This is a genomic window from Candidatus Micropelagos thuwalensis, assembly GCF_000469155.1.
GTDB lineage: Bacteria > Pseudomonadota > Alphaproteobacteria > RS24 > RS24 > Micropelagius > Micropelagius thuwalensis.
This window is the reverse complement of sequence record NZ_AWXE01000004.1, coordinates 55,055-73,411: the sequence shown is the minus strand read 5'-3', so window position 1 is coordinate 73,411 and position 18,357 is coordinate 55,055. Positions and strand designations below refer to the sequence as shown.

24 protein-coding genes and 1 tRNA gene are annotated in these 18,357 nt (G+C 47.1%); 8 read left to right on the top strand and 17 right to left on the bottom strand.

The genetic code is table 11. From position 1 onward, the window contains the following. The first annotated feature begins 52 nt into the window (after positions 1-52). Genes RS24_RS04980 through RS24_RS04965 form a run of 4 tightly spaced genes read left to right on the top strand, consistent with a single transcriptional unit; the run spans position 53 to position 2,888 of the window. On the top strand, positions 53-646 hold the full coding sequence (locus tag RS24_RS04980; protein ID WP_038300838.1) for a DUF1285 domain-containing protein: 594 nt from the start codon (positions 53-55) through the stop codon (positions 644-646). Further along, positions 639-1,277, top strand: a complete 639-nt coding sequence (locus tag RS24_RS04975; protein WP_021777094.1) for a CoA pyrophosphatase — start codon at positions 639-641, stop codon at positions 1,275-1,277. The genes RS24_RS04980 and RS24_RS04975 overlap by 8 nt, the downstream gene beginning before the upstream one ends. Next, complete coding sequence (locus tag RS24_RS04970; protein WP_021777093.1) at positions 1,270-1,581, top strand: DUF6111 family protein; 312 nt, start codon at positions 1,270-1,272, stop codon at positions 1,579-1,581. Before RS24_RS04975 ends, RS24_RS04970 begins: the two co-directional genes overlap by 8 nt. Next, on the top strand, positions 1,578-2,888 hold the full coding sequence (locus RS24_RS04965; protein WP_021777092.1) for a CCA tRNA nucleotidyltransferase: 1,311 nt from the start codon (positions 1,578-1,580) through the stop codon (positions 2,886-2,888). The genes RS24_RS04970 and RS24_RS04965 overlap by 4 nt, the downstream gene beginning before the upstream one ends. 27 nt (positions 2,889-2,915) lie before the next feature. Here RS24_RS04965 and hemF read toward each other — a convergent pair whose 3' ends face one another. The 3 genes from hemF to RS24_RS04950 are packed head-to-tail and all read right to left on the bottom strand — an operon-like array spanning position 2,916 to position 4,433. Continuing rightward, the gene (gene hemF / locus RS24_RS04960) at positions 2,916-3,779 is read right to left on the bottom strand and encodes an oxygen-dependent coproporphyrinogen oxidase (RefSeq protein ID WP_021777091.1); all 864 of its coding nucleotides are present in this window, start codon (positions 3,777-3,779) and stop codon (positions 2,916-2,918) included. 31 nt (positions 3,780-3,810) lie between these two features. Next, positions 3,811-4,032 carry a helix-turn-helix transcriptional regulator gene (locus RS24_RS04955; RefSeq protein ID WP_038300760.1) on the bottom strand — a complete coding sequence of 74 codons (222 nt, stop codon included), beginning with the start codon at positions 4,030-4,032 and terminating at the stop codon, positions 3,811-3,813. A 2-nt stretch (positions 4,033-4,034) separates the two neighbouring features. Further along, on the bottom strand, positions 4,035-4,433 hold the full coding sequence (locus RS24_RS04950; protein WP_021777090.1) for a DUF6249 domain-containing protein: 399 nt from the start codon (positions 4,431-4,433) through the stop codon (positions 4,035-4,037). A gap of 159 nt (positions 4,434-4,592) precedes the next feature. Between RS24_RS04950 and petA the strand changes: the two genes are divergently transcribed. Genes petA through RS24_RS04935 form a run of 3 tightly spaced genes read left to right on the top strand, consistent with a single transcriptional unit; the run spans position 4,593 to position 7,224 of the window. Next, complete coding sequence (gene petA / locus RS24_RS04945) at positions 4,593-5,153, top strand: ubiquinol-cytochrome c reductase iron-sulfur subunit (RefSeq protein WP_021777089.1); 561 nt, start codon at positions 4,593-4,595, stop codon at positions 5,151-5,153. A gap of 25 nt (positions 5,154-5,178) precedes the next feature. Further along, complete coding sequence (locus RS24_RS04940) at positions 5,179-6,420, top strand: cytochrome b (protein ID WP_021777088.1); 1,242 nt, start codon at positions 5,179-5,181, stop codon at positions 6,418-6,420. A 27-nt stretch (positions 6,421-6,447) separates the two neighbouring features. Further along, the gene (locus tag RS24_RS04935; RefSeq protein WP_021777087.1) at positions 6,448-7,224 is read left to right on the top strand and encodes a cytochrome c1; all 777 of its coding nucleotides are present in this window, start codon (positions 6,448-6,450) and stop codon (positions 7,222-7,224) included. Between the two features lie 13 nt (positions 7,225-7,237). Here the strand turns inward: RS24_RS04935 and RS24_RS04930 are convergent, their stop codons facing one another. The 14 genes from RS24_RS04930 to map all read right to left on the bottom strand — a co-directional run bounded on the left by RS24_RS04930 (position 7,238) and on the right by map (position 18,097). Beyond that, positions 7,238-7,573 (bottom strand): hypothetical protein, encoded by a 336-nt coding sequence (locus tag RS24_RS04930; protein ID WP_021777086.1) that lies wholly within the window; start codon positions 7,571-7,573, stop codon positions 7,238-7,240. A gap of 385 nt (positions 7,574-7,958) precedes the next feature. Further along, positions 7,959-9,056, bottom strand: coding sequence for a redox-regulated ATPase YchF (gene ychF / locus RS24_RS04925; RefSeq protein WP_021777085.1), 1,098 nt, complete (start codon positions 9,054-9,056; stop codon positions 7,959-7,961). Then, a complete protein-coding gene (gene pth / locus RS24_RS04920) occupies positions 9,056-9,694 on the bottom strand; it encodes an aminoacyl-tRNA hydrolase (protein WP_021777084.1) in 639 nt (212 codons plus the stop codon). The genes ychF and pth overlap by 1 nt, the downstream gene beginning before the upstream one ends. A gap of 20 nt (positions 9,695-9,714) precedes the next feature. Then, positions 9,715-10,368, bottom strand: coding sequence for a 50S ribosomal protein L25/general stress protein Ctc (locus RS24_RS04915; RefSeq protein WP_021777083.1), 654 nt, complete (start codon positions 10,366-10,368; stop codon positions 9,715-9,717). Positions 10,369-10,553: 185 nt separating this feature from the next. Further along, the gene (gene grxD, locus RS24_RS04910) at positions 10,554-10,886 is read right to left on the bottom strand and encodes a Grx4 family monothiol glutaredoxin (RefSeq protein WP_021777082.1); all 333 of its coding nucleotides are present in this window, start codon (positions 10,884-10,886) and stop codon (positions 10,554-10,556) included. Between the two features lie 20 nt (positions 10,887-10,906). Beyond that, a complete protein-coding gene (locus tag RS24_RS04905; RefSeq protein ID WP_021777081.1) occupies positions 10,907-11,161 on the bottom strand; it encodes a BolA family protein in 255 nt (84 codons plus the stop codon). A 39-nt stretch (positions 11,162-11,200) separates the two neighbouring features. After that, positions 11,201-13,420, bottom strand: coding sequence for a phosphoribosylformylglycinamidine synthase subunit PurL (gene purL, locus RS24_RS04900; RefSeq protein WP_021777080.1), 2,220 nt, complete (start codon positions 13,418-13,420; stop codon positions 11,201-11,203). Next, on the bottom strand, positions 13,417-14,085 hold the full coding sequence (purQ, locus tag RS24_RS04895; protein WP_021777079.1) for a phosphoribosylformylglycinamidine synthase subunit PurQ: 669 nt from the start codon (positions 14,083-14,085) through the stop codon (positions 13,417-13,419). Before purQ ends, purL begins: the two co-directional genes overlap by 4 nt. A 2-nt stretch (positions 14,086-14,087) precedes the next feature. After that, on the bottom strand, positions 14,088-14,336 hold the full coding sequence (gene purS / locus RS24_RS04890) for a phosphoribosylformylglycinamidine synthase subunit PurS (RefSeq protein WP_021777078.1): 249 nt from the start codon (positions 14,334-14,336) through the stop codon (positions 14,088-14,090). A 15-nt stretch (positions 14,337-14,351) separates the two neighbouring features. Further along, positions 14,352-15,119 (bottom strand): phosphoribosylaminoimidazolesuccinocarboxamide synthase, encoded by a 768-nt coding sequence (purC, locus tag RS24_RS04885; RefSeq protein ID WP_021777077.1) that lies wholly within the window; start codon positions 15,117-15,119, stop codon positions 14,352-14,354. An 83-nt stretch (positions 15,120-15,202) separates the two neighbouring features. Beyond that, positions 15,203-16,489: an adenylosuccinate lyase gene (gene purB, locus RS24_RS04880; protein ID WP_021777076.1), complete on the bottom strand. Its 1,287-nt coding sequence runs from the start codon at positions 16,487-16,489 to the stop codon at positions 15,203-15,205. A 67-nt stretch (positions 16,490-16,556) separates the two neighbouring features. Continuing rightward, positions 16,557-16,982 carry a JAB domain-containing protein gene (locus RS24_RS10070; protein ID WP_275575040.1) on the bottom strand — a complete coding sequence of 142 codons (426 nt, stop codon included), beginning with the start codon at positions 16,980-16,982 and terminating at the stop codon, positions 16,557-16,559. Positions 16,983-17,048: 66 nt separating this feature from the next. Continuing rightward, the gene (locus RS24_RS10065) at positions 17,049-17,258 is read right to left on the bottom strand and encodes a JAB domain-containing protein (protein ID WP_239642403.1); all 210 of its coding nucleotides are present in this window, start codon (positions 17,256-17,258) and stop codon (positions 17,049-17,051) included. Positions 17,259-17,266: 8 nt separating this feature from the next. Continuing rightward, the gene (map, locus tag RS24_RS04870; protein ID WP_021777074.1) at positions 17,267-18,097 is read right to left on the bottom strand and encodes a type I methionyl aminopeptidase; all 831 of its coding nucleotides are present in this window, start codon (positions 18,095-18,097) and stop codon (positions 17,267-17,269) included. A 166-nt stretch (positions 18,098-18,263) separates the two neighbouring features. On the opposite strand from map, the gene RS24_RS04865 reads away from it, so the two are divergent. Further along, positions 18,264-18,350 (top strand) — tRNA-Leu (locus tag RS24_RS04865). The last annotated feature ends 7 nt before the right edge of the window (positions 18,351-18,357 follow it).

Below are 18,357 nucleotides of genomic sequence, written 5' to 3'. Positions count from 1 at the left end.
GCCCAGGGGCTTAGCGCTAACAAGTTTTTAAATTGCTGATATAATGGTGACCATGACTGAGAACACGCTTCAGAATGTGATTAAAAGTGCTGAAAAAGCCGGACATGCCTCCGGGCATACCAGCCTTCCGCCGGTTGAGGATTGGGATCCCCCCTATTGCGGGGATATTGGCATGCGTATTAAACGCGACGGAACTTGGTTTTATGGCGACTCACCTATTGGTCGCGACAAACTTGTCCGGTTGTTCTCAACTATTTTGCGACGTGACGAAGACGAGCAATATTACCTTGTCACACCGGTTGAAAAAATTCTTGTTACTGTGGAAGACGCGCCATTCATTGCCACGCAAATGGATGTGACAGGCGAGGGAACAACTCAAAAAATTACTTTCACAACCAATGTCGGCGATGTCTGCCTTGCCGGATCAAAATTACCGATTTACTTTGAGTTTGAGGGTGATCAACCCAGCCCCTATGTTCATGTGCGTGGAAAATTACGCGCTAAAATTGCCCGCCCCGTATTCTATCGTCTTGTTGATCTTGCGGTGACGAACCAAGAGAATGGCGTAGATTATTTTGGTGTGTGGAGCGAGGGGGCATTTTTTAGTATGTCGCGCGTTGATAAATTGGGACCCGATTATGGTTGAGTTTGATTACAGGCAAAAAATAGCCAAAGCTGTTTCGCCTGAGTTGCCTTCTGATAAAGTGTTGTACAGTTGTCGAGGTCAAGGTGGCGATTTTCAGCTTAATCCAGTTTTGAAGGAGCTTCACAAAAACCGCGATTTGCCTTTGGCGACGGTGCTAATCGGCGTGGTTGAATATGAAGAAGCTCCGAGAGTTATTTTGACCAGACGTTCTGAAAACCTGAAAAAACATTCCGGGCAAGTCGCATTTCCGGGCGGAAAGGTCGATGACACTGACCCGTCGCCTTTGGATGCCGTGTTACGCGAAACGGAAGAGGAAATTGGTCTCACGTCAGGATATATCGATATTGCAGGTTATCTCCAGACATTTGAAACTGGATCAGGATTTATGGTGCTTCCTGTGGTAGGATATGTACGTCCCGGCTTTGAATTAAAAATAAACACAGAAGAGGTTGCCGATGTTTTTGAAGTGCCCTTGAGCTTTTTGATGAACCGAGAGAACCACAATATCAAACAGGATGTTTGGAATGGTCAACTTCGGTCCTATTATTCCATGTCTCACGGGCAACATCATATTTGGGGCGTTACGGCGGGTATTCTGAGAAATTTGAGCGAAAGAGCGTTTGATGATTAGAATTATATTACTCAATCTATTTCTGTTCAGCCTTCCCTTTATCATGTTGGCATTATGGCTGTGGTGGTTTCGTGGCACCCGTCCCGACCAAGCGGAAATGAAAATTTGGGCTTATGCCTCACTTGCCGGTTTTATTTGCATGCTTGCCGGACTGTTATTTTTCAGATTTGCATCTGATGCGCCGGCGGAAAGCGTGTATGTACCGCCAAGTGTAGAAAATGGTGAACTCGTGCCTGGCCATTTTGAGTCTCTTGATTCATCAAAAGAGCAGGAGCCAGAAACATCAGAGGTCACTCCTGAATGATGACGCGTTCCGTCTCAGAATTCTTAAAAGATCTAGCTAAGGCGCCGTGGTTGCGAGCGCCTGATACGCAGAAAATTATGCAAACTCTCGGAAATGATGCCGTCAGAGTCGTTGGCGGTTGTGTGCGCGATACTTTACGCGGGTTGCCTGCCCTTAATGATGGGGATATAGATATTGATATGGCGACAACCCATCCCCCCGAAGACGTTCAAGATAAGCTATCGGCTGCCGGGTTTAAGGTGATCCCGACAGGCATTGAGCATGGCACAGTGACGGTTGTTGCTAACGAGCGCAATTATGAAATCACAACACTGCGAGAGGATATCGAAACTGACGGACGACACGCGAAAGTTCGCTTTGGTTTAGATTGGCAGGCGGATGCGGCGCGGCGGGACTTTACGATTAATGCTCTATATGCCGATTGTGACGGCAAAATTTATGATCCGTTAGAAGCAACCGGCACAAGTGGCCTTGCTGACCTTGAGGCTGGGGTTGTCAGATTTATCGGAGACCCCGACACACGCATTGCGGAGGATTATTTGCGTGTTTTACGTTTTTTCAGATTTTCCGCCCAACTCCAGCCTCATGCGACAGATGAAAAGTCTTTGGCAGCTTGTGTCCGTGCGGCAAATCAGAAAGATGGGCTAGCGGCGCTTTCGGGGGAGCGATTGGCGCAGGAACTTTTCAAACTTCTGTCGCATGTTACCGCATCCCATGCGCTTGAGCTTATGGATGGTGCGGGGTTGTTGCCCTTTATTTTTCCTTTTACGCCTGCCATGGATATTCAGAGTATGCGCCTTGCCAATCTGATAAATATTCAAGAAACATATTTTTTTGAGGCGGATACTTTACTCCGGCTGGCGGCGCTGTGTCCTGATAGCAAGGCAGTGAGTGGTCAATTATCGGAAAAATTACGACTTTCGAAAAAACATACAAAGCGTTTGGGAGCCGCACTCGATACATCCTGCAATCCGGTTTGTTATATGTCCGCACGTGAAATGCGCCGCGCGCTTTATGTTTCAGGGCGCGAGGCCTTTATTGACCGGTGTTTTCTGATGTGGGCGTTAGATGAAAAAATCAATAATGCCGTGCAATGGCGTGCATTGATTGCGATGGCGACAAGTTGGGAAAAGCCAGATTTTCCCCTCACTGGCGACATGATGAAAACAGCCGGTGTACCGGAAGGGCCGGAAATGGGGCGTGTTTCTCAAGAAGTCGAACGCTGGTGGATTGATAGCGATTTTACGGAAGATACATTTTCTATCATTGAACGTCTGAAAGCGGTGGTTCAGGCAACTATTTTATAAATATGATGAATTTTTAGTTATGAAGTTTTAAGGCCAGCGAACTGCAGGCGGCATGGATGACAGAATACTGTCAACATTCCCGCCGGTTTTGAGCCCGAAAGTCGTGCCGCGGTCATAGAGCAGGTTAAATTCCACATAACGTCCACGTTGCACAAGTTGTGCCTCGCGTTCTTCATCGTTATAGGGTGTGTCTTTGCGGCGCGCGATAATATCGGGGTAGACATCCAAAAATGCGCGCCCGACATCTTGGGTGAAGGCAAAATCCGTATCCCAGTCTCCGGTATTTAAATGATCGTAAAAGATGCCGCCCGTTCCTCTGCTTTCGTTGCGGTGCGGAAGAAAAAAATATTCGTCACATTTTTCTTTAAAATCAGGGTAGTAAGCGGCATCATGCGCATCACAGGCGGATTTATAGGCTTTATGAAAATCTTGGGTGTCAGGGTGATCGGCATGGCGTTGAGTTTTTAACATGGGAGTCAAATCTCCGCCGCCGCCAAACCAGCCTTTGGTCGTGACAACCATGCGTGTGTTCATATGAGCTGTGGGTGCATGCGGATTGCGGGGATGAGCGATAACGGAAATGCCGGAAGCCCAGAATCGCGGGTCGTCTGCAGCCCCTTCTATTTGGGAACGGAATTGTTCAGAAAATTCACCATAAACCGTGGAAATATGTACGCCGGCCTTTTCAAAAACTGTGCCGTGCAACATAGACATTTCTCCCCCGCCAAGGTCCTCGGCCCCATCGCCGCGTTTCCAGATAGTGCGGTCAAAACGCGCTCCGTCGGGTTCAAGAGTTTCCATAGCGGCGCATAATCTGTCGCGCAGTTCCCGAAACCACGCCGCGGCGCGTTGTTTTTGGTCTGTCCAATCGGTTTGTGTCGTTCCGGTCACTTTATAGTTTCCAATAAGTCATTCACTACAATTACTTAGTGTTAGGAAGTTTAAACAAATCTTCTACGTTACATCCCAGAGTTCTGGAAATTTTTAATGCGAGTACAGTTGATGGTACATATATTCCATTCTCGATTGCATTAATACTTTTTCTTGAAACTTCGGCTCTTTCAGACAATTCTTGCTGAGTTATGCCCGCTTTTTTTCGAAGTTTCTCAAGATTATTTAATAGATTTTTATGGTTTTTACCCAAGGCTAATTCTTTTCGAAATCTTCAACAGCATTTGTAATTTCTTCACTTGTATTAGGATATAAATAACCGGCAATTATTTGACCAAGACCAATAGCCGTTATAAGTGCACCAACCCCTTTTAGAATTGGTCCAATAAAAATCGTGCCAAAAAGAAAAAGACCAATTCCCACAAATAGTGTCACCACACCGCTTCTTCTATAATCTATAGGGTCTTTTTTTCGTTCATCGAAAATGTTTATCAATTTTTCAAGTTGATCGGGGTTCTCTATGTTTCTTGAAATCTCAATAACAGTTTCTCTTTTATTTTTGGCATCTTTATATAACCAAAAAAATACTGAAACTGGAATTATGATCCCAGTAGAAATTGCTAGTGCCCCCAAAATAAATTCAAAAGTTTCCATATTTTTTTCCTTTTTTAAAATGTAACGTAAAATTAACATATTATGATGAGAAGTAAAGGTTACAAATTGATGCGTCACGGTGACACATTTTGTCGGTGACGTGATAAGCGTAATTTCGCATTGTGCAGGGATGGCCTGTAGAATCGCTTGGAGGCGTGCGTGTCTGATACCAATACGACCGGAGACGGTTTAACTGAAACAAAAACAGCATCTCATGAAGGTGAGCCCAACCGCCGTGCATTTTTGCACCTTACAACTGGTGCTTTCGCAGCGATTGGGGCGGCGAATGTTGCCTGGCCACTAATCGACCAAATGAACCCGGATGCGTCCATGCGTGCGCTGGCTTCTATAGAAATTGATTTGGATGCGGTTGAAGTCGGTCAAAGCTTAACCGTTACATGGCGCGGCAAGCCCGTATTTATTCGCCGCCGTACACAAGAAGAAATTCGTGATGCTGAGAATGTCAGCCTTGACGCTTTGCCGGATCCTGAAGCTGACAAGACCCGTGCAGAAAACCCCGAATGGCTGGTTATGGTCGGTGTCTGTACCCATTTGGGTTGTGTTCCGCTTGGTCAGGCGGGTGAGTTCAATGGCTGGTTCTGCCCGTGCCACGGCTCGCATTACGACACATCAGGACGTATTCGCAAAGGCCCAGCGCCTAAAAACCTAGAAATCCCGCCTTATCAATTTGTCAGCGACAGCCGGATTAAAATCGGTTAACGCACCAACAATCGAGGATTATTAAATGAGTGGTGAAAGCACTTATCAGCCAAATAACGGATTTACAAAATGGATGGATACACGTCTGCCGTTGTTAAGGCTGGCGCATGACAGTTTTGTTGACTATCCAACGCCGAAAAACCTGAATTACTGGTGGACATTTGGCGGTATTCTGACGTTCTGCCTGGTGACACAAATTATCACAGGCATTATTTTGGCTATGCATTACACGCCTCATGTTGACCATGCGTTTAATTCTGTTGAGCACATCATGCGGAATGTGAACCATGGCTGGTTAATCCGATATATTCACGCCAATGGTGCATCCATGTTCTTCCTTGCCGTTTATATTCATATATTCCGCGGCATGTATTACGGCTCGTATAAAGCTCCGCGTGAGGTATTATGGATTCTTGGTGTTATCATCTATCTCTTGATGATGGCTGCAGCCTTTATGGGCTATGTCCTGCCATGGGGGCAAATGAGTTTGTGGGGTGCGACGGTTATTACAAACCTATTTGGTGCGATACCGCTTGTAGGAGATAGCATTGCAACATGGTTGTGGGGCGGTTTCTCAGTTGATAATCCGACATTAAATCGCTTTTTCTCTTTGCATTACCTGATTCCATTCCTGATTTTCGGGGTTGTAATTTTACATATTTGGGCCTTGCATGTACCCGGAAATAACAATCCTGTTGGCATTTCTGTGAAATCCGAACAAGACACGGTTCCCTTTCACCCTTATTACACTGTGAAAGACGGTTTTGCGCTGGTCGTTTTCATGATTTTGTTCAGCTATTTTGTGTTTTTCGCGCCTAATGTTCTTGGTCATGCTGATAATTATATTCCAGCTAACCCGTTGGTCACGCCGGCGCATATTGTGCCTGAATGGTATCTGTTGCCGTTTTATGCGATTTTGCGGGCTGTACCAGATAAACTCGGTGGCGTCATTGCAATGGTTGGTGCGATATTTATCTTGTTCGTTCTGCCCTGGTTAGATACATCAAAAATCCGTTCAGCGCGTTATCGTCCACTGTTCAAGCAATTCTTCCTGATTTTTGTTGTGAATTGCCTGGTGCTCGGTTATCTCGGCGCCATGCCGGCGGAAGGTGTTTACATCACGCTGGCGCGTATATGTACGATTTACTATTTCGCACATTTCCTGATTATTTTGCCACTGCTTGGTTTGGTGGAAAAACCCAGGGAAATTCCAGAGAGCATTTCTGCCTCAATCCTGCCGGAGACGGCTGCAAGTCCGGCTGAATAACCGGCTGACTGAATAAGTGAGATGAACATGAACAGAATATCTGCCCTCATTTTCTCTGCCTTGCTAACTGCCGGTTTATCATTAAGCGGTGCGGAAGCCGCCGGAGATGCCAAACATCCTGAAGCGGTTGACTGGAGCTTTAACGGCCTGTTCGGTACTTATGACAGAGACTCACTGCGCCGTGGTTACAAGGTTTACACAGAAGTGTGTGCCGCCTGTCACAGCATGGAACAGTTACGTTTTCGCAATCTTTCCCAGCCTGGTGGCCCTGAATTTTCCGAGTTGGAAGTCAAAGCAATAGCCGCAGGTTTCACGGTTGAAGATGGGCCAGATGATTATGGTGACATGTTTGAGCGTCCGGCACTGCCAAAGGACGCCTTTGTAAACCCTTTCCCAAATGTTCAGGCCGCACGTGCTGCGAATGGGGGTGCTTATCCACCCGACCTATCACTTATCACTAAAGCACGCTCTGGCGGGCCGGACTATATTTATGCTCTTCTGACAGGTTATGAAGATCCGCCAGCAGGTATGAAAATGCGTGACGGTCTCTATTACAACCCGTATATGGCTGGCGGTAAAATCGCCATGGCTGCGCCTCTGCTTGAAGATTTGATTGAATATACAGATGGGACGGCGGCGTCCGTTGAGCAGATGTCGTATGATGTTGTGACATTCCTGAACTGGGCGGCTGAGCCTGAATTAGAAGAGCGTAAGCAAACTGGTTTTATGGTGTTAATTTATCTCACCGTATTTGCCGGATTGCTGTTCTTCTCAATGCGCCGCATTTGGGCTGATAAACACTAATTACCGTTATTTCCTAATAGGCGCGAGGAAGAAAATCCCGCAGAAAGTGCATGAGATGCTTGAGCTGGGTGCTGCTCATGGCGACGCGCTGATATTCAATGAGTTTACGGGTTGGATGGTCGAGCAGGCTGGCGAATTCGGGCGCGGCGGTTAGATGTTTGCGCTTAAGGTCATATTTCTCGATAAATTTCTTCAGCAAATCGGCGCTGATAGCTTCATGCCCATATTCAATTTCACGATAGGCCTGAACACTCATAATATCGCGCGCAAAAACATGGCGCGGAATTTTTCGGCGCAGGCGGAAAATCCATAAATTATGTCGAATATTATTGGCTTGTGTCTCGTTCATTTGCGCCCCTCTTTGTTTTTATTGTTTGAGCAAAGCGGCACCGGATACGCAGGTGCCGGGGGTTAGCAAACCGCACAAAAGTTCGGCTACGACGTATTGAGTTCCCCTAAGAGAACCATATTCCGCCGTCACCCCGGCGCAGAGCGAGAGGTGAACGATTTTCCCAGCAATTCTTAAAAAAAGGCTTAACGCATGTCCTCGACAAATTAGGATAGCGATAAGCCACATACGCAATACAAATTGCAGCTTTTGTGATGGTTTGCTAAACCCGCCTTTCGCGTTCAACAATAGGCAAAAAAAAGGTTAGTCAATTTGCGCCGTTATATCAAGTCGCGCATAAATGGGCTGATAGATGGCTGTGTTTGGTTGTGCGTGGCGGAAGTCTTTACACGTTAAATTTGAACAGCATCACATCTCCGTCTTGGACGATGTATTCTTTGCCTTCTTGTCGGAGCTTGCCTGTTTCGCGTGCCCCGCTTTCCCCTTTGCAGGCCACATAATCTTCATAGGCTGTGGTCTCGGCTCTGATAAAGCCCCGTTCGAAATCCGTATGGATAATCCCTGCCGCTTGAGGGGCAGTTGATCCGCTTCTCACAGTCCAAGCGCGGGTTTCCTTCGGGCCACATGTGAAATAGGTAATCAAGTCGAGCAGATGATAACCTTGTTCAATCAGGCGATTGAGGCCGGGCTCTTCCAGCCCCAGACTTTGCAGATATTCCAACCGTTCCGACTCATCAAGCTGAGCCAGTTCTTCTTCAATTCGTGCAGAAATCACAACCGTTTCCGCCCCCTCTGCGGCAGCTCTTTCTGCAACTTTAGCCGATAAGTAATTGCCGGTTGCTGCACTGTCTTCTTCAACATTGCAAACATATAAAACGGGCTTTGAGGTGAGAAGCTGGAGGTTTTTAAAATCTCTTTCGCGCCCCTTAGGAACATCCACTAGACGTGCCGGACGACCTTCCCGAAGTTCTGCCAGAGCTAAATCAACGAGTTCCAGTTCCTCTATGGCTTTTTTGTCCTTAGTGGTCGCTTTTTTTCTCAAATTGCCTTCACGTTTTTCAAGGCTTTCCAAATCCGCCAGCATTAATTCAGTTTCAACAGTTTCGGCATCCGCCAGCGGGTCAATTTCTCCCTCAACATGAGTGATGTTTGAGTCTTCAAAACAACGCAGAACATGGGCAATCGCGTCAACTTCGCGGATATTACCAAGAAACTGATTGCCGAGGCCTTCCCCCTTAGATGCCCCGCGCACCAGTCCGGCAATATCTACAAAACTTAGACGGGCAGGAATAATCTCCTTGCTTACGGCAATAGCTGCTAGGGCGTCCAGACGCGCGTCTGGTACCGAAACTTCACCAACATTGGGTTCAATGGTGCAGAATGGGAAGTTAGCCGCTTGTGCTGCTGCTGTGCGGGTGAGGGCGTTAAAAAGGGTTGATTTGCCTACATTCGGTAAGCCGACAATGCCGCATTGAAATCCCATTAATTCGTTCCCTTTTCAGTTTGTTCAGGCTGTTTATTCTCTTCTGAGATACTTTCATCATTGTGAAAAGTTAAATGCACACGGTTTTGATAAGTCGCGTCTTCGCCCAGCCCGTCATTTGCCGCCAATAAAGGCGCATGTTTGGCAATCGCATCCAGAAAATTAGGTAACCAATCCCTCTCTGCTTTTGAAAAATCTTTCAAAACATGTGCAAGGACAAGGTCTTTATGACCCGGATGTCCGATACCTAGTCTGGCGCGCCTGAAATCTGCCCCTATATGCCCCTTCAGGGATCTCAGACCGTTATGACCTGCAAGGCCGCCGCCCGTTTTCATTCGCAACTTGCCGGGGACGAGGTCGAGTTCATCGTAAAACACCACGATATTTGACAACGGTAACTTGATCATCCTGACAGCCTCAGCCACGGATTTACCACTCTCATTCATATAGGTTTCAGGTTTTAGCAAAAGTGTTTTTGTCTCACCGAGAAGGCCTTCGGATAACTGTCCCTGGTATTTGCTACGAAAAGCGGGAAAGTTATGTGTCTCGGCAATCCGGTCAATAGCCATAAAACCGATGTTATGTCGGTTACCTGAATATTTAGAACCCGGATTACCTAGGCCAACGAGCAAAAGCATTTGCGCTCAAAGCAAAGAGACTACTCTTCGCCTTCCTCGTTGCTATCACCTTCATCACCTTCTTCACCTTCAATACCTTCTTCGACCTCATCGTCGGTATCATCCAGTCCGGCAGGTGCAGCGATTGTCGCGATGGTAAAGTCACGGTCGGCAATCGTTGGTACAACACCTTCAGGTAGTTTCACATCGGAAATATGAAGCGAGTCACCGATATTGGCTTCGGCAAGATCAAGCTCTATAGATTCTGGAATTTCAGAAGCTGGACAGTTCAGTTCAACCTGATAACGCACCACATTCAAAACGCCACCTTGCTTAAGACCCGGACAAGTATCTTCATTGAGGAAGTTCACGGGAATCTCCACAGCAATTTTCGCGCCTTTACCAAGCCGTAAAAAATCGGCATGGAGGATGAAGTCTTTAACCGGATGCAACTGTACATCACGCGCAATGGCGCGTGTCTTTTCTCCATCCACGTCAATTTGTATCAATGTGGACATAAGACGACCGGAATTATAAAGCTTCGTGATATCACGTTGCTCAAGGGTTATGCTTTCAGGGTCTTTTTTATCGCCATAAATGACGGCGGGAATTTTCCCGATGTTACGCAATCCACGTGCGGGCCCCTTGCCGTCACGTTCACGCTTTTCAGCGTTAATTTCAAAAACTTCTGCCATTTTAAACTCCTTTAAATACAGGGCCGAATACCCTGTCCCGGGTTCCCTCCAGGGGTGCGAACCACAAACCTCACCACGCGAGGCCGTTTTTACGGGGTGTGCCGGACTTATAGACAAACCGGGGGGACGGGGCAAGAAAAAAGGCACCTAAGTGCCTTTTGAAATCACTAAATCTGGCTGGAAAATCAGGTATTAATCATCTCTATGCCGTTTTCTGTGAAGAATTCGCGTAACTCGTCTTCTTCAAACATTTCACGGATAATATCACAGCCGCCCAGAAACTCCCCTTTGACATAAAGTTGAGGGATGGTTGGCCAGTTAGAGAAGGTTTTAATACCCTCACGCAATTCATCATTATCCAGTACATTCACACCTTTAAACGAAACACCGAGATAAGATAATATCTGCACAACTTGGCTGGAAAACCCGCATTGTGGAAATATAGGTGTACCCTTCATGAAAAGGACAACATCGTTATCTGCTATTTCCGAAGTTATGATATCGTTAATATCTGACATGATTGTCTCGTCTTCCTGAGTTATGAATTATCTTCTGATGGTGCAGAGGGTAAAGCCGTTTGAAGCGCCAATGCATGCAGGCCACTTCCCATATCACCTTGTAGGGCATCATAAACCATACGATGCTGTTGGACGCGGGTCTTGCCCTTAAAACTTTGTGATGTCACCACTGCAGAATAATGATCACCATCGCCACGCAAATCAGTAATATCCACCTGAGCATCAGGGATAGCTTCTTTAATCATGTCAACAATGTCAGAGGCCGTCATCGGCATCATAGTCTCCTGCAAATGTTAAGTTCTAGTTTATCAGGACTACACAGTTTTCATATAGTCTGGCAACCAGTTTTCATGGATGGCACGCAACTCTTTAACAGATATGTGTATGCGTTCAGCGATTGTCAATTCTGAGCCGCCAGTTTTTCCAAGATAATTAAGAGCCAGACCGCTTGCGTTTGCTTCCGCGAGTATTTTATCCGCATCCGCGCCAACTATTACATATCGCCCTTGATCTTCGCCAAACCAAAAGCCTGCCGTATTGTCATCTTCAATATGACACCCCAAATTATGCGGCAGGCACATTTCCGCGAGCGCCACCAAAAGGCCACCATCTGAAACATCATGGACTGCATCAACAATGCCGGCATCAATTAAATCGCGGACAAATTGACCGTGTTTGCGCTCAAGCTCGAGGTTAACTGATGGCGGTGCATAGACGGCTTCATCTTGCAAAACAAAACGCTGATAAAGAGAACAGCCAAGGTGCCCTTCGGTTTTTCCGAGTACAAAAATATACCTGTCAGCTTGTGAGAAGGCGTTGCCGACGGCTTTTTCTAAATCTTCAATTAAACCTACGCCGCCAATCGCGGGGGTCGGGTTTATGCCCTGACCATTGGTTTCGTTATAGAGCGAGACGTTGCCTGAAACGACGGGAAAGTCCAACGCTTCACATGCGGCACCCATACCTTCAAGACATTCTACAAATTGACCCATTATTTCAGGACGCTCAGGATTGCCAAAGTTCAAGCAGTTCGTGATAGCTAGCGGTGTTGCGCCTGTTGCGCTGATATTACGATAAGCTTCGGCAACAGCCTGCTTGCCGCCCTCAACAGGCTGTGCGAGGCAATAGCGCGGTGTTACATCGGTGGAGATAGCTAGGGCTTTTTGTGTTCCATGCACACGCACCAGCGCGGCATCACCGCCCGGGCCAGCCAATGTGTCGCCCATAACCATGCTGTCATATTGCTCATAAATCCATCGGCGCGAAGCAATTTCGCTACATCCCATCAAGGTTTTTAAGGCATCTGTAATATTTGTATCATCCGCATGCGATGCGTCTATCTGAGGCGCAAGAGGGGTCGGCGTAAAGGGGCGGTCATATTCAGGTGCACCATCTGCGAGAGGTTCAAGCGGCATATCTGCAATCATCCTGCCTTCATGATGCACCACCATGCGACCGGTGTCTGTGAGTGAACCCACAACTGCAAAATCCAACCCCCAACGCAAGAAGATAGCCTCAGCTTCTGGCTCTCTGCCTGGCTTAAGAACCATTAACATGCGTTCCTGACTCTCGGACAGAAGCATTTCATAGCCCGTCATATGTGTTTCACGGCACGGCACTTTATCAAGGTCGAGAACAATACCGACACCGCCTTTATCAGCCATTTCAACAGAGGAGGAGGTCAGCCCCGCGGCACCCATATCCTGAATGGCGATAATGGCGTCGGATGCCATAAGTTCCTGACAAGCTTCCAGTAACAACTTTTCAGTAAACGGATCGCCTACCTGAACAGTCGGGCGTTTTTCTTCTGACGCATCATCAAATTCTGCAGAGGCCATGGTCGCGCCGTGAATGCCGTCGCGTCCGGTTTTGGAGCCGACATATACTACCGGCGCGCCAATACCTGTGGCGGCGGCATAGAAAATTTTATCCGTGCGGGCGAGGCCAACGCACATGGCATTAACGAGAATATTACCATTATAACAGCTGTCAAAATTGACCTCACCGCCAACTGTCGGGACGCCGATGCAGTTGCCGTAACCGCCAATACCGTGAACAACGCCAGCGACCAAATGTCGGGTCTTGGGATGGCTTGGGTCGCCAAAGCGCAGGGCATTCATATTAGCGACTGGACGCGCGCCCATAGTGAAAACATCGCGCATAATGCCGCCAACACCCGTTGCTGCACCCTGATAGGGTTCGATGAATGAGGGGTGATTATGGCTTTCCATTTTAAAGACCGCCGCGTCGCCATCACCAATATCAATAACACCGGCATTTTCACCCGGCCCTTGAATAACCTGTGGCCCTGAAACAGGGAGTTTTTTCAACCATTTGCGTGAAGATTTATATGAGCAATGCTCCGACCACATCACCGAGAAAACGCCAAGTTCTGTCATATTGGGCGTACGACCCATATGGGCAACGATTTTTTCATATTCATTGGGTTTTAGCCCATGCTCTGCAACAATTTCAGGCGTGATTTCCGTGTCGTTAATATGCGCGGTTTCAAGCGGGGTCATATCGTCGTTCATGAGAGTGCCTCTACCAGACCTGTGAACATTCGTTTACCGTCTTCACCGCCCAGTGCTGCTTCGGCGCGGCGCTCGGGGTGGGGCATCATGCCCAGTACAAGACCTGATGAATCGCATATACCAGCGATGTTTCTGCACGCACCATTTGGATTGTCATCTGGTGCGTATGAGAGAACAATCCGCCCCTCACCGGAGAGTTCGTTAAGCGTCTCATCATCGGCAAAGTAATTGCCCTCATTATGTGCCACGGGAATGATTACTTCTTCGCCTTGTTGATAGAGTCCAGTGAAAGGCGTTGTGTTATTATCAACAATTAATCGCGTGTTACGGCAAACAAAATTTAGGGCGGCATTTCGCATTAAAACACCTGGCAATAAGCCACATTCGGTTAACACCTGAAACCCGTTGCAAATACCTAGTACTGCAGCGCCTTTTTGAGCTTTTAAAACGACTTCCTTCATAATCGGGCTGTTCGCTGCCATGGAGCCGCAACGAAGATAATCGCCGTAAGAAAATCCGCCGGGGAGGACAATCACATCGCTGTCAGGCAAATCGCTATCACCGTGCCAGACCATATTCGGTTTTTTACCTGTTGCTGCTTCAAGGCAGATGGCAACATCGCGGTCGCAATTTGAGCCGGGAAATACGATGACTGACGCTTGCATAACTAATCCGCCAGATTTAATTGAATGTCGTAATTTTCAATGACCGTATTGGCGAGGAGCTTCTCACACATTTCGGTGATCTGTTTTTCGGCAGCTTCAGGCGTATCGGCGTCTATATCCAGTTCAATAAGCTTGCCTTGTCTAACCTCGTTAACGCCCGAGAAACCAAGTTGTCCAAGAGATTTTTCTATGGCTTTGCCTTGCGGATCCAATACGCCATGTTTCAAAGTGATTTTAACTGTCGCCTTCATGATTAACTTTCGAAACTAATTTTTGATAAGCACAGGCCCTGATGTCCCGCCTTGACTTTCGCGTGTAATCAAGCCGAGTCGCGCTGCGACTTCCTGATAGGCATTTAAAAGACCACCTAAATCCTGACGGAAACGGTCTTTATCAAGCTTGTCGCCTGTTTTGACATCCCATAGGCGGCAATTATCCGGGCTAATTTCATCCGCCAATACAATACGCATGGCTTCTTCTTCCCACACCCGCCCGAATTCGAGTTTAAAATCTACTAGGCGGATCCCGACAGCGCTGAACATACCGCACATAAAATCATTAATGCGTAGGGCAAGACCTGAAATTTCTTCAATTTCCTGCGGTGTAGCCCAACCGAAAGTGGTGATGTGATCCTCAGAAATCATGGGATCACCAAGTTCATCATCCTTGTAATAATATTCAACCAATGTCCGGGGGAGGTGCGTACCTTCCTCAAGGCCGAGTCGCTTTACCAATGAACCAGCCGCAAAATTACGCACCACAACCTCAATCGGAATGACATCGACTTCTTGCACGAGCTGTTCGCGCATGTTGAGGGCTTTAATAAAATGGGTCGGGATACCCAGATTATCGAGCTGGATGAAAATATGTTCTGAAATACGATTGTTAAGGACGCCTTTACCTTCAATCACCTCATGTTTTTGGGCATTGAAAGCAGTGGCATCATCCTTGAAATGCTGAATAATCGTCCCCGGCTCCGGGCCTTGATAGAGTATCTTGGCTTTGCCTTCATAAAGTTTTTTTCTTTGGGACATTAAATTTCCAATTCACCATATGACAAAAAAATAAACCCGCTAAGTGATTCTAACAATCCAAACAGCCATCACCGGGAGCTGAATTAGTCAAAAACCCGTGCAAAAATATCGTCTACATGCTTGAAGTGATAATCTAGGTTGAAAAGAGCTTCCAATTCTTCATCGCTTAGCGTGACCTCTTTATCTGCCTTCAAAAATTCTAGAAATTGACCCTCGCCCCGCCAGACTGGCATGGCGTTTTGTTGTACAATGCGATAAGCATCCTCACGGCTTGTCCCAGCTTGCGTTAGCGCCAGTAAAACGCGCTGGGAATGGACGAGACCACCCAACAAATCAAGATTTTTCTGCATACGGTCAGGATAGACAACCAGTTTTTCAACCACACCTGTTAGCCGCGCTAATGCAAAATCCAATGTAATGGTGGCATCCGGTCCAATCATGCGCTCCACGGAGGAATGTGAAATATCTCTTTCATGCCAAAGGGCAACATTTTCCATTGCAGGAAGTGCCATGCCGCGCACCAGACGCGCTAGGCCTGTCAGATTTTCGGTCAGGACAGGGTTACGCTTATGCGGCATAGCGGAAGACCCTTTTTGCCCGGGGGAAAAGTATTCTTCTGCTTCCAACACTTCAGTTCTCTGCAGATGGCGAATTTCAACGGCAAGGCGTTCCATAGTGGATGCGATAACCCCGAGCGTGGCGAAAAACATGGCGTGTCTGTCCCGAGGAATAACCTGTGTTGAGATTGGTTCAACAGATAGTCCCATAGCTTTGGCGACATGGGCCTCAACTGCAGGGTCAATATTGGCAAATGTCCCAACCGCGCCGGATATCGCACAAACCGCAATTTCTTCTCGTGCGGCAAGGAGGCGGGTTTTGCATCTTTCAAATTCGGCATAAGCCTGTGCTAATTTGAGGCCAAAAGTTGTCGGTTCAGCATGGATACCGTGACTACGCCCAATACAAGGCGTCATTTTATGTTCCATTGCTCTGGTTTTAAGCGCTGCAAGAAGGGCATCCAGATCGGCGAGCAGAATGTCTGAAGCACGCGTCAGTTGAACGTTAAAGCATGTATCCAGCACATCTGAAGATGTCATGCCTTGATGGACAAAGCGCGCTTCCTCTCCGACATGCTCAGCGAGGCTGGTGAGAAAAGCAATGACATCGTGTTTAACTTCGCGCTCGATCTCGTCAATGCGGTTAACGTCAAATGCACCCTTTTCCCGGACAGCCTTGGCGGCTTCGGCTGGGACAATTCCTAAATCTGCCATGGCGTCCATGGCGTGAGTTTCAATGTCCAACCAGATTGAAAAGCGGGTTTCTGGCTCCCAGATATTGACCATTTCTGGTCGTGCGTAACGCGGAATCATAATTTTTTCTCCAGACCAGCGATGTACCAGATTGCCAAAGGAATCTCCAGCCAAAATGGAAACTTATCTACAAAAGCCCCTCAGATTTAAAACTGTACTCACTGCCTCGCGCAATAATCAAATGGTCGTGAAGGACTATTCCTAGGCTCTTACTGATCTCATCAAGCTGTTTGGTCATTTGGATATCTGCTTTAGACGGTGTGGGGTCTCCGCTAGGGTGATTATGCACAATTATCATTGCTGAAGCAGATAGGGTTAAAGCCCGTTTCATTACTTCTCGTGGATAAATAGGTGTGTAATCAACTGTTCCAGTGCTTAAAATCTCATCAGCGATAAGCTGGTTTTGTCGGTCAAGAAATAGAGCACGAAATTCCTCAATTTGTTTTTCAGCCATGGCAGTTCGGCAATAAAGAACTAGGTCATCCCATGATTTAAGAGCTTGCCGCCCTATAATTCGACTTTGTCCGATTTTTTTGGCTGCACTCTCTACAATTTTTAATTATGTAATTACATTTTCAGAAATGCCTTTGACTTCGCGCAATAACTCTCTATCTGCGGACTATACTCCGGAGAGGTCGCCAAATTTCTGGATGAGATCTTTTGCAATAGGTTTAATGTCACGTCTGGGTATTGCTCGGAACATAATCAGTTCCTGCATCTCATAATCCTGTAAAGCCTCAGCACCGCCATTTCTAAATCTCTGGCGAAGTCTGTCTCTGTGTCCTTTGAAGTGTTTGTCGGCTGGTTTTTGTTGTTTTTCTTTTGCCAAAATAAACCTTATTGAGATGGTGTTTTATGGGGTTGATGAAGTCCTATAGGGGATTCGGTAAAAATTTCACACCCGTCCGGTGTGACGCCTACTGAATGTTCATATTGCGCTGAAAGTGATCGGTCTCGGGTTACGGCAGTCCATCCATCGGATAGTATTTTTACCCCCGGCTTGCCTAGATTGAGCATCGGCTCAACAGTGAAAATCATGCCGGGTTTAAGTTCCATCCCCTCACCAGACATGCCGTAATGTAAGATATTTGGGGCGTCATGAAAAACTTGCCCTAAACCGTGACCACAAAAGTCCCTAACGATTGCCATGCGTTGACTTTCGGCATGAGATTGAATTGCCGCGCCGACATCGCCGAGCGTAGCGCCGGGGCGAATAGCATCCAACCCTGCCATCATCGAGTCATAAGTTGCATCCATCAGTTTTTTGGCACGGATAGGGACATCCCCTAGGGAGAACATGCGGCTATGGTCGCCGTGCCAACCCTCATAAATCAGCGTCACATCTATATTCATAATATCGCCATCTTTAAGAACACGGTCACCCGGTATGCCATGGCATACGACGTGATTAATGGATGTACATATAGATTTTTTGAAGCCACGATAATTTAACGGAGCCGGTACGGCCTTATGGTCAAGGATAAATTCATAGGCAAGCATATCGAGACTGTCAGTTGTCACGCCTGGTTTGGTGAAGTCTGCCAGCATATCTATGCATGCTGCCGCCATTTTCCCGACTTTACGCATGCCGTCAAAAGCTTCAGGGCCGTGAAGTTTGATTTGACCGTTATTCAGAAGCGGTGCGCGGGATGCGTCTATGTAATTCATCTATCGTTTCCAGAATGATTATTCATATTTGTTAATGTTTGTTGGTTGCAGATTACACAATGAGAATTAACAAAGCGACAAAAATTGCTCAAGAAGTGATTATTCGGGCTTTAGTCGGGGCAAGCAAAGTGCTATACGGTTTTTCTGTTTACCTAGCAATGAGCTTGGCCCCCTGGTGGAAGTGGTAGACACAGCAGACTTAAAATCTGCGGCCGAATGAGGCGTGCCGGTTCAAGTCCGGCGGGGGCCACCACCATTCT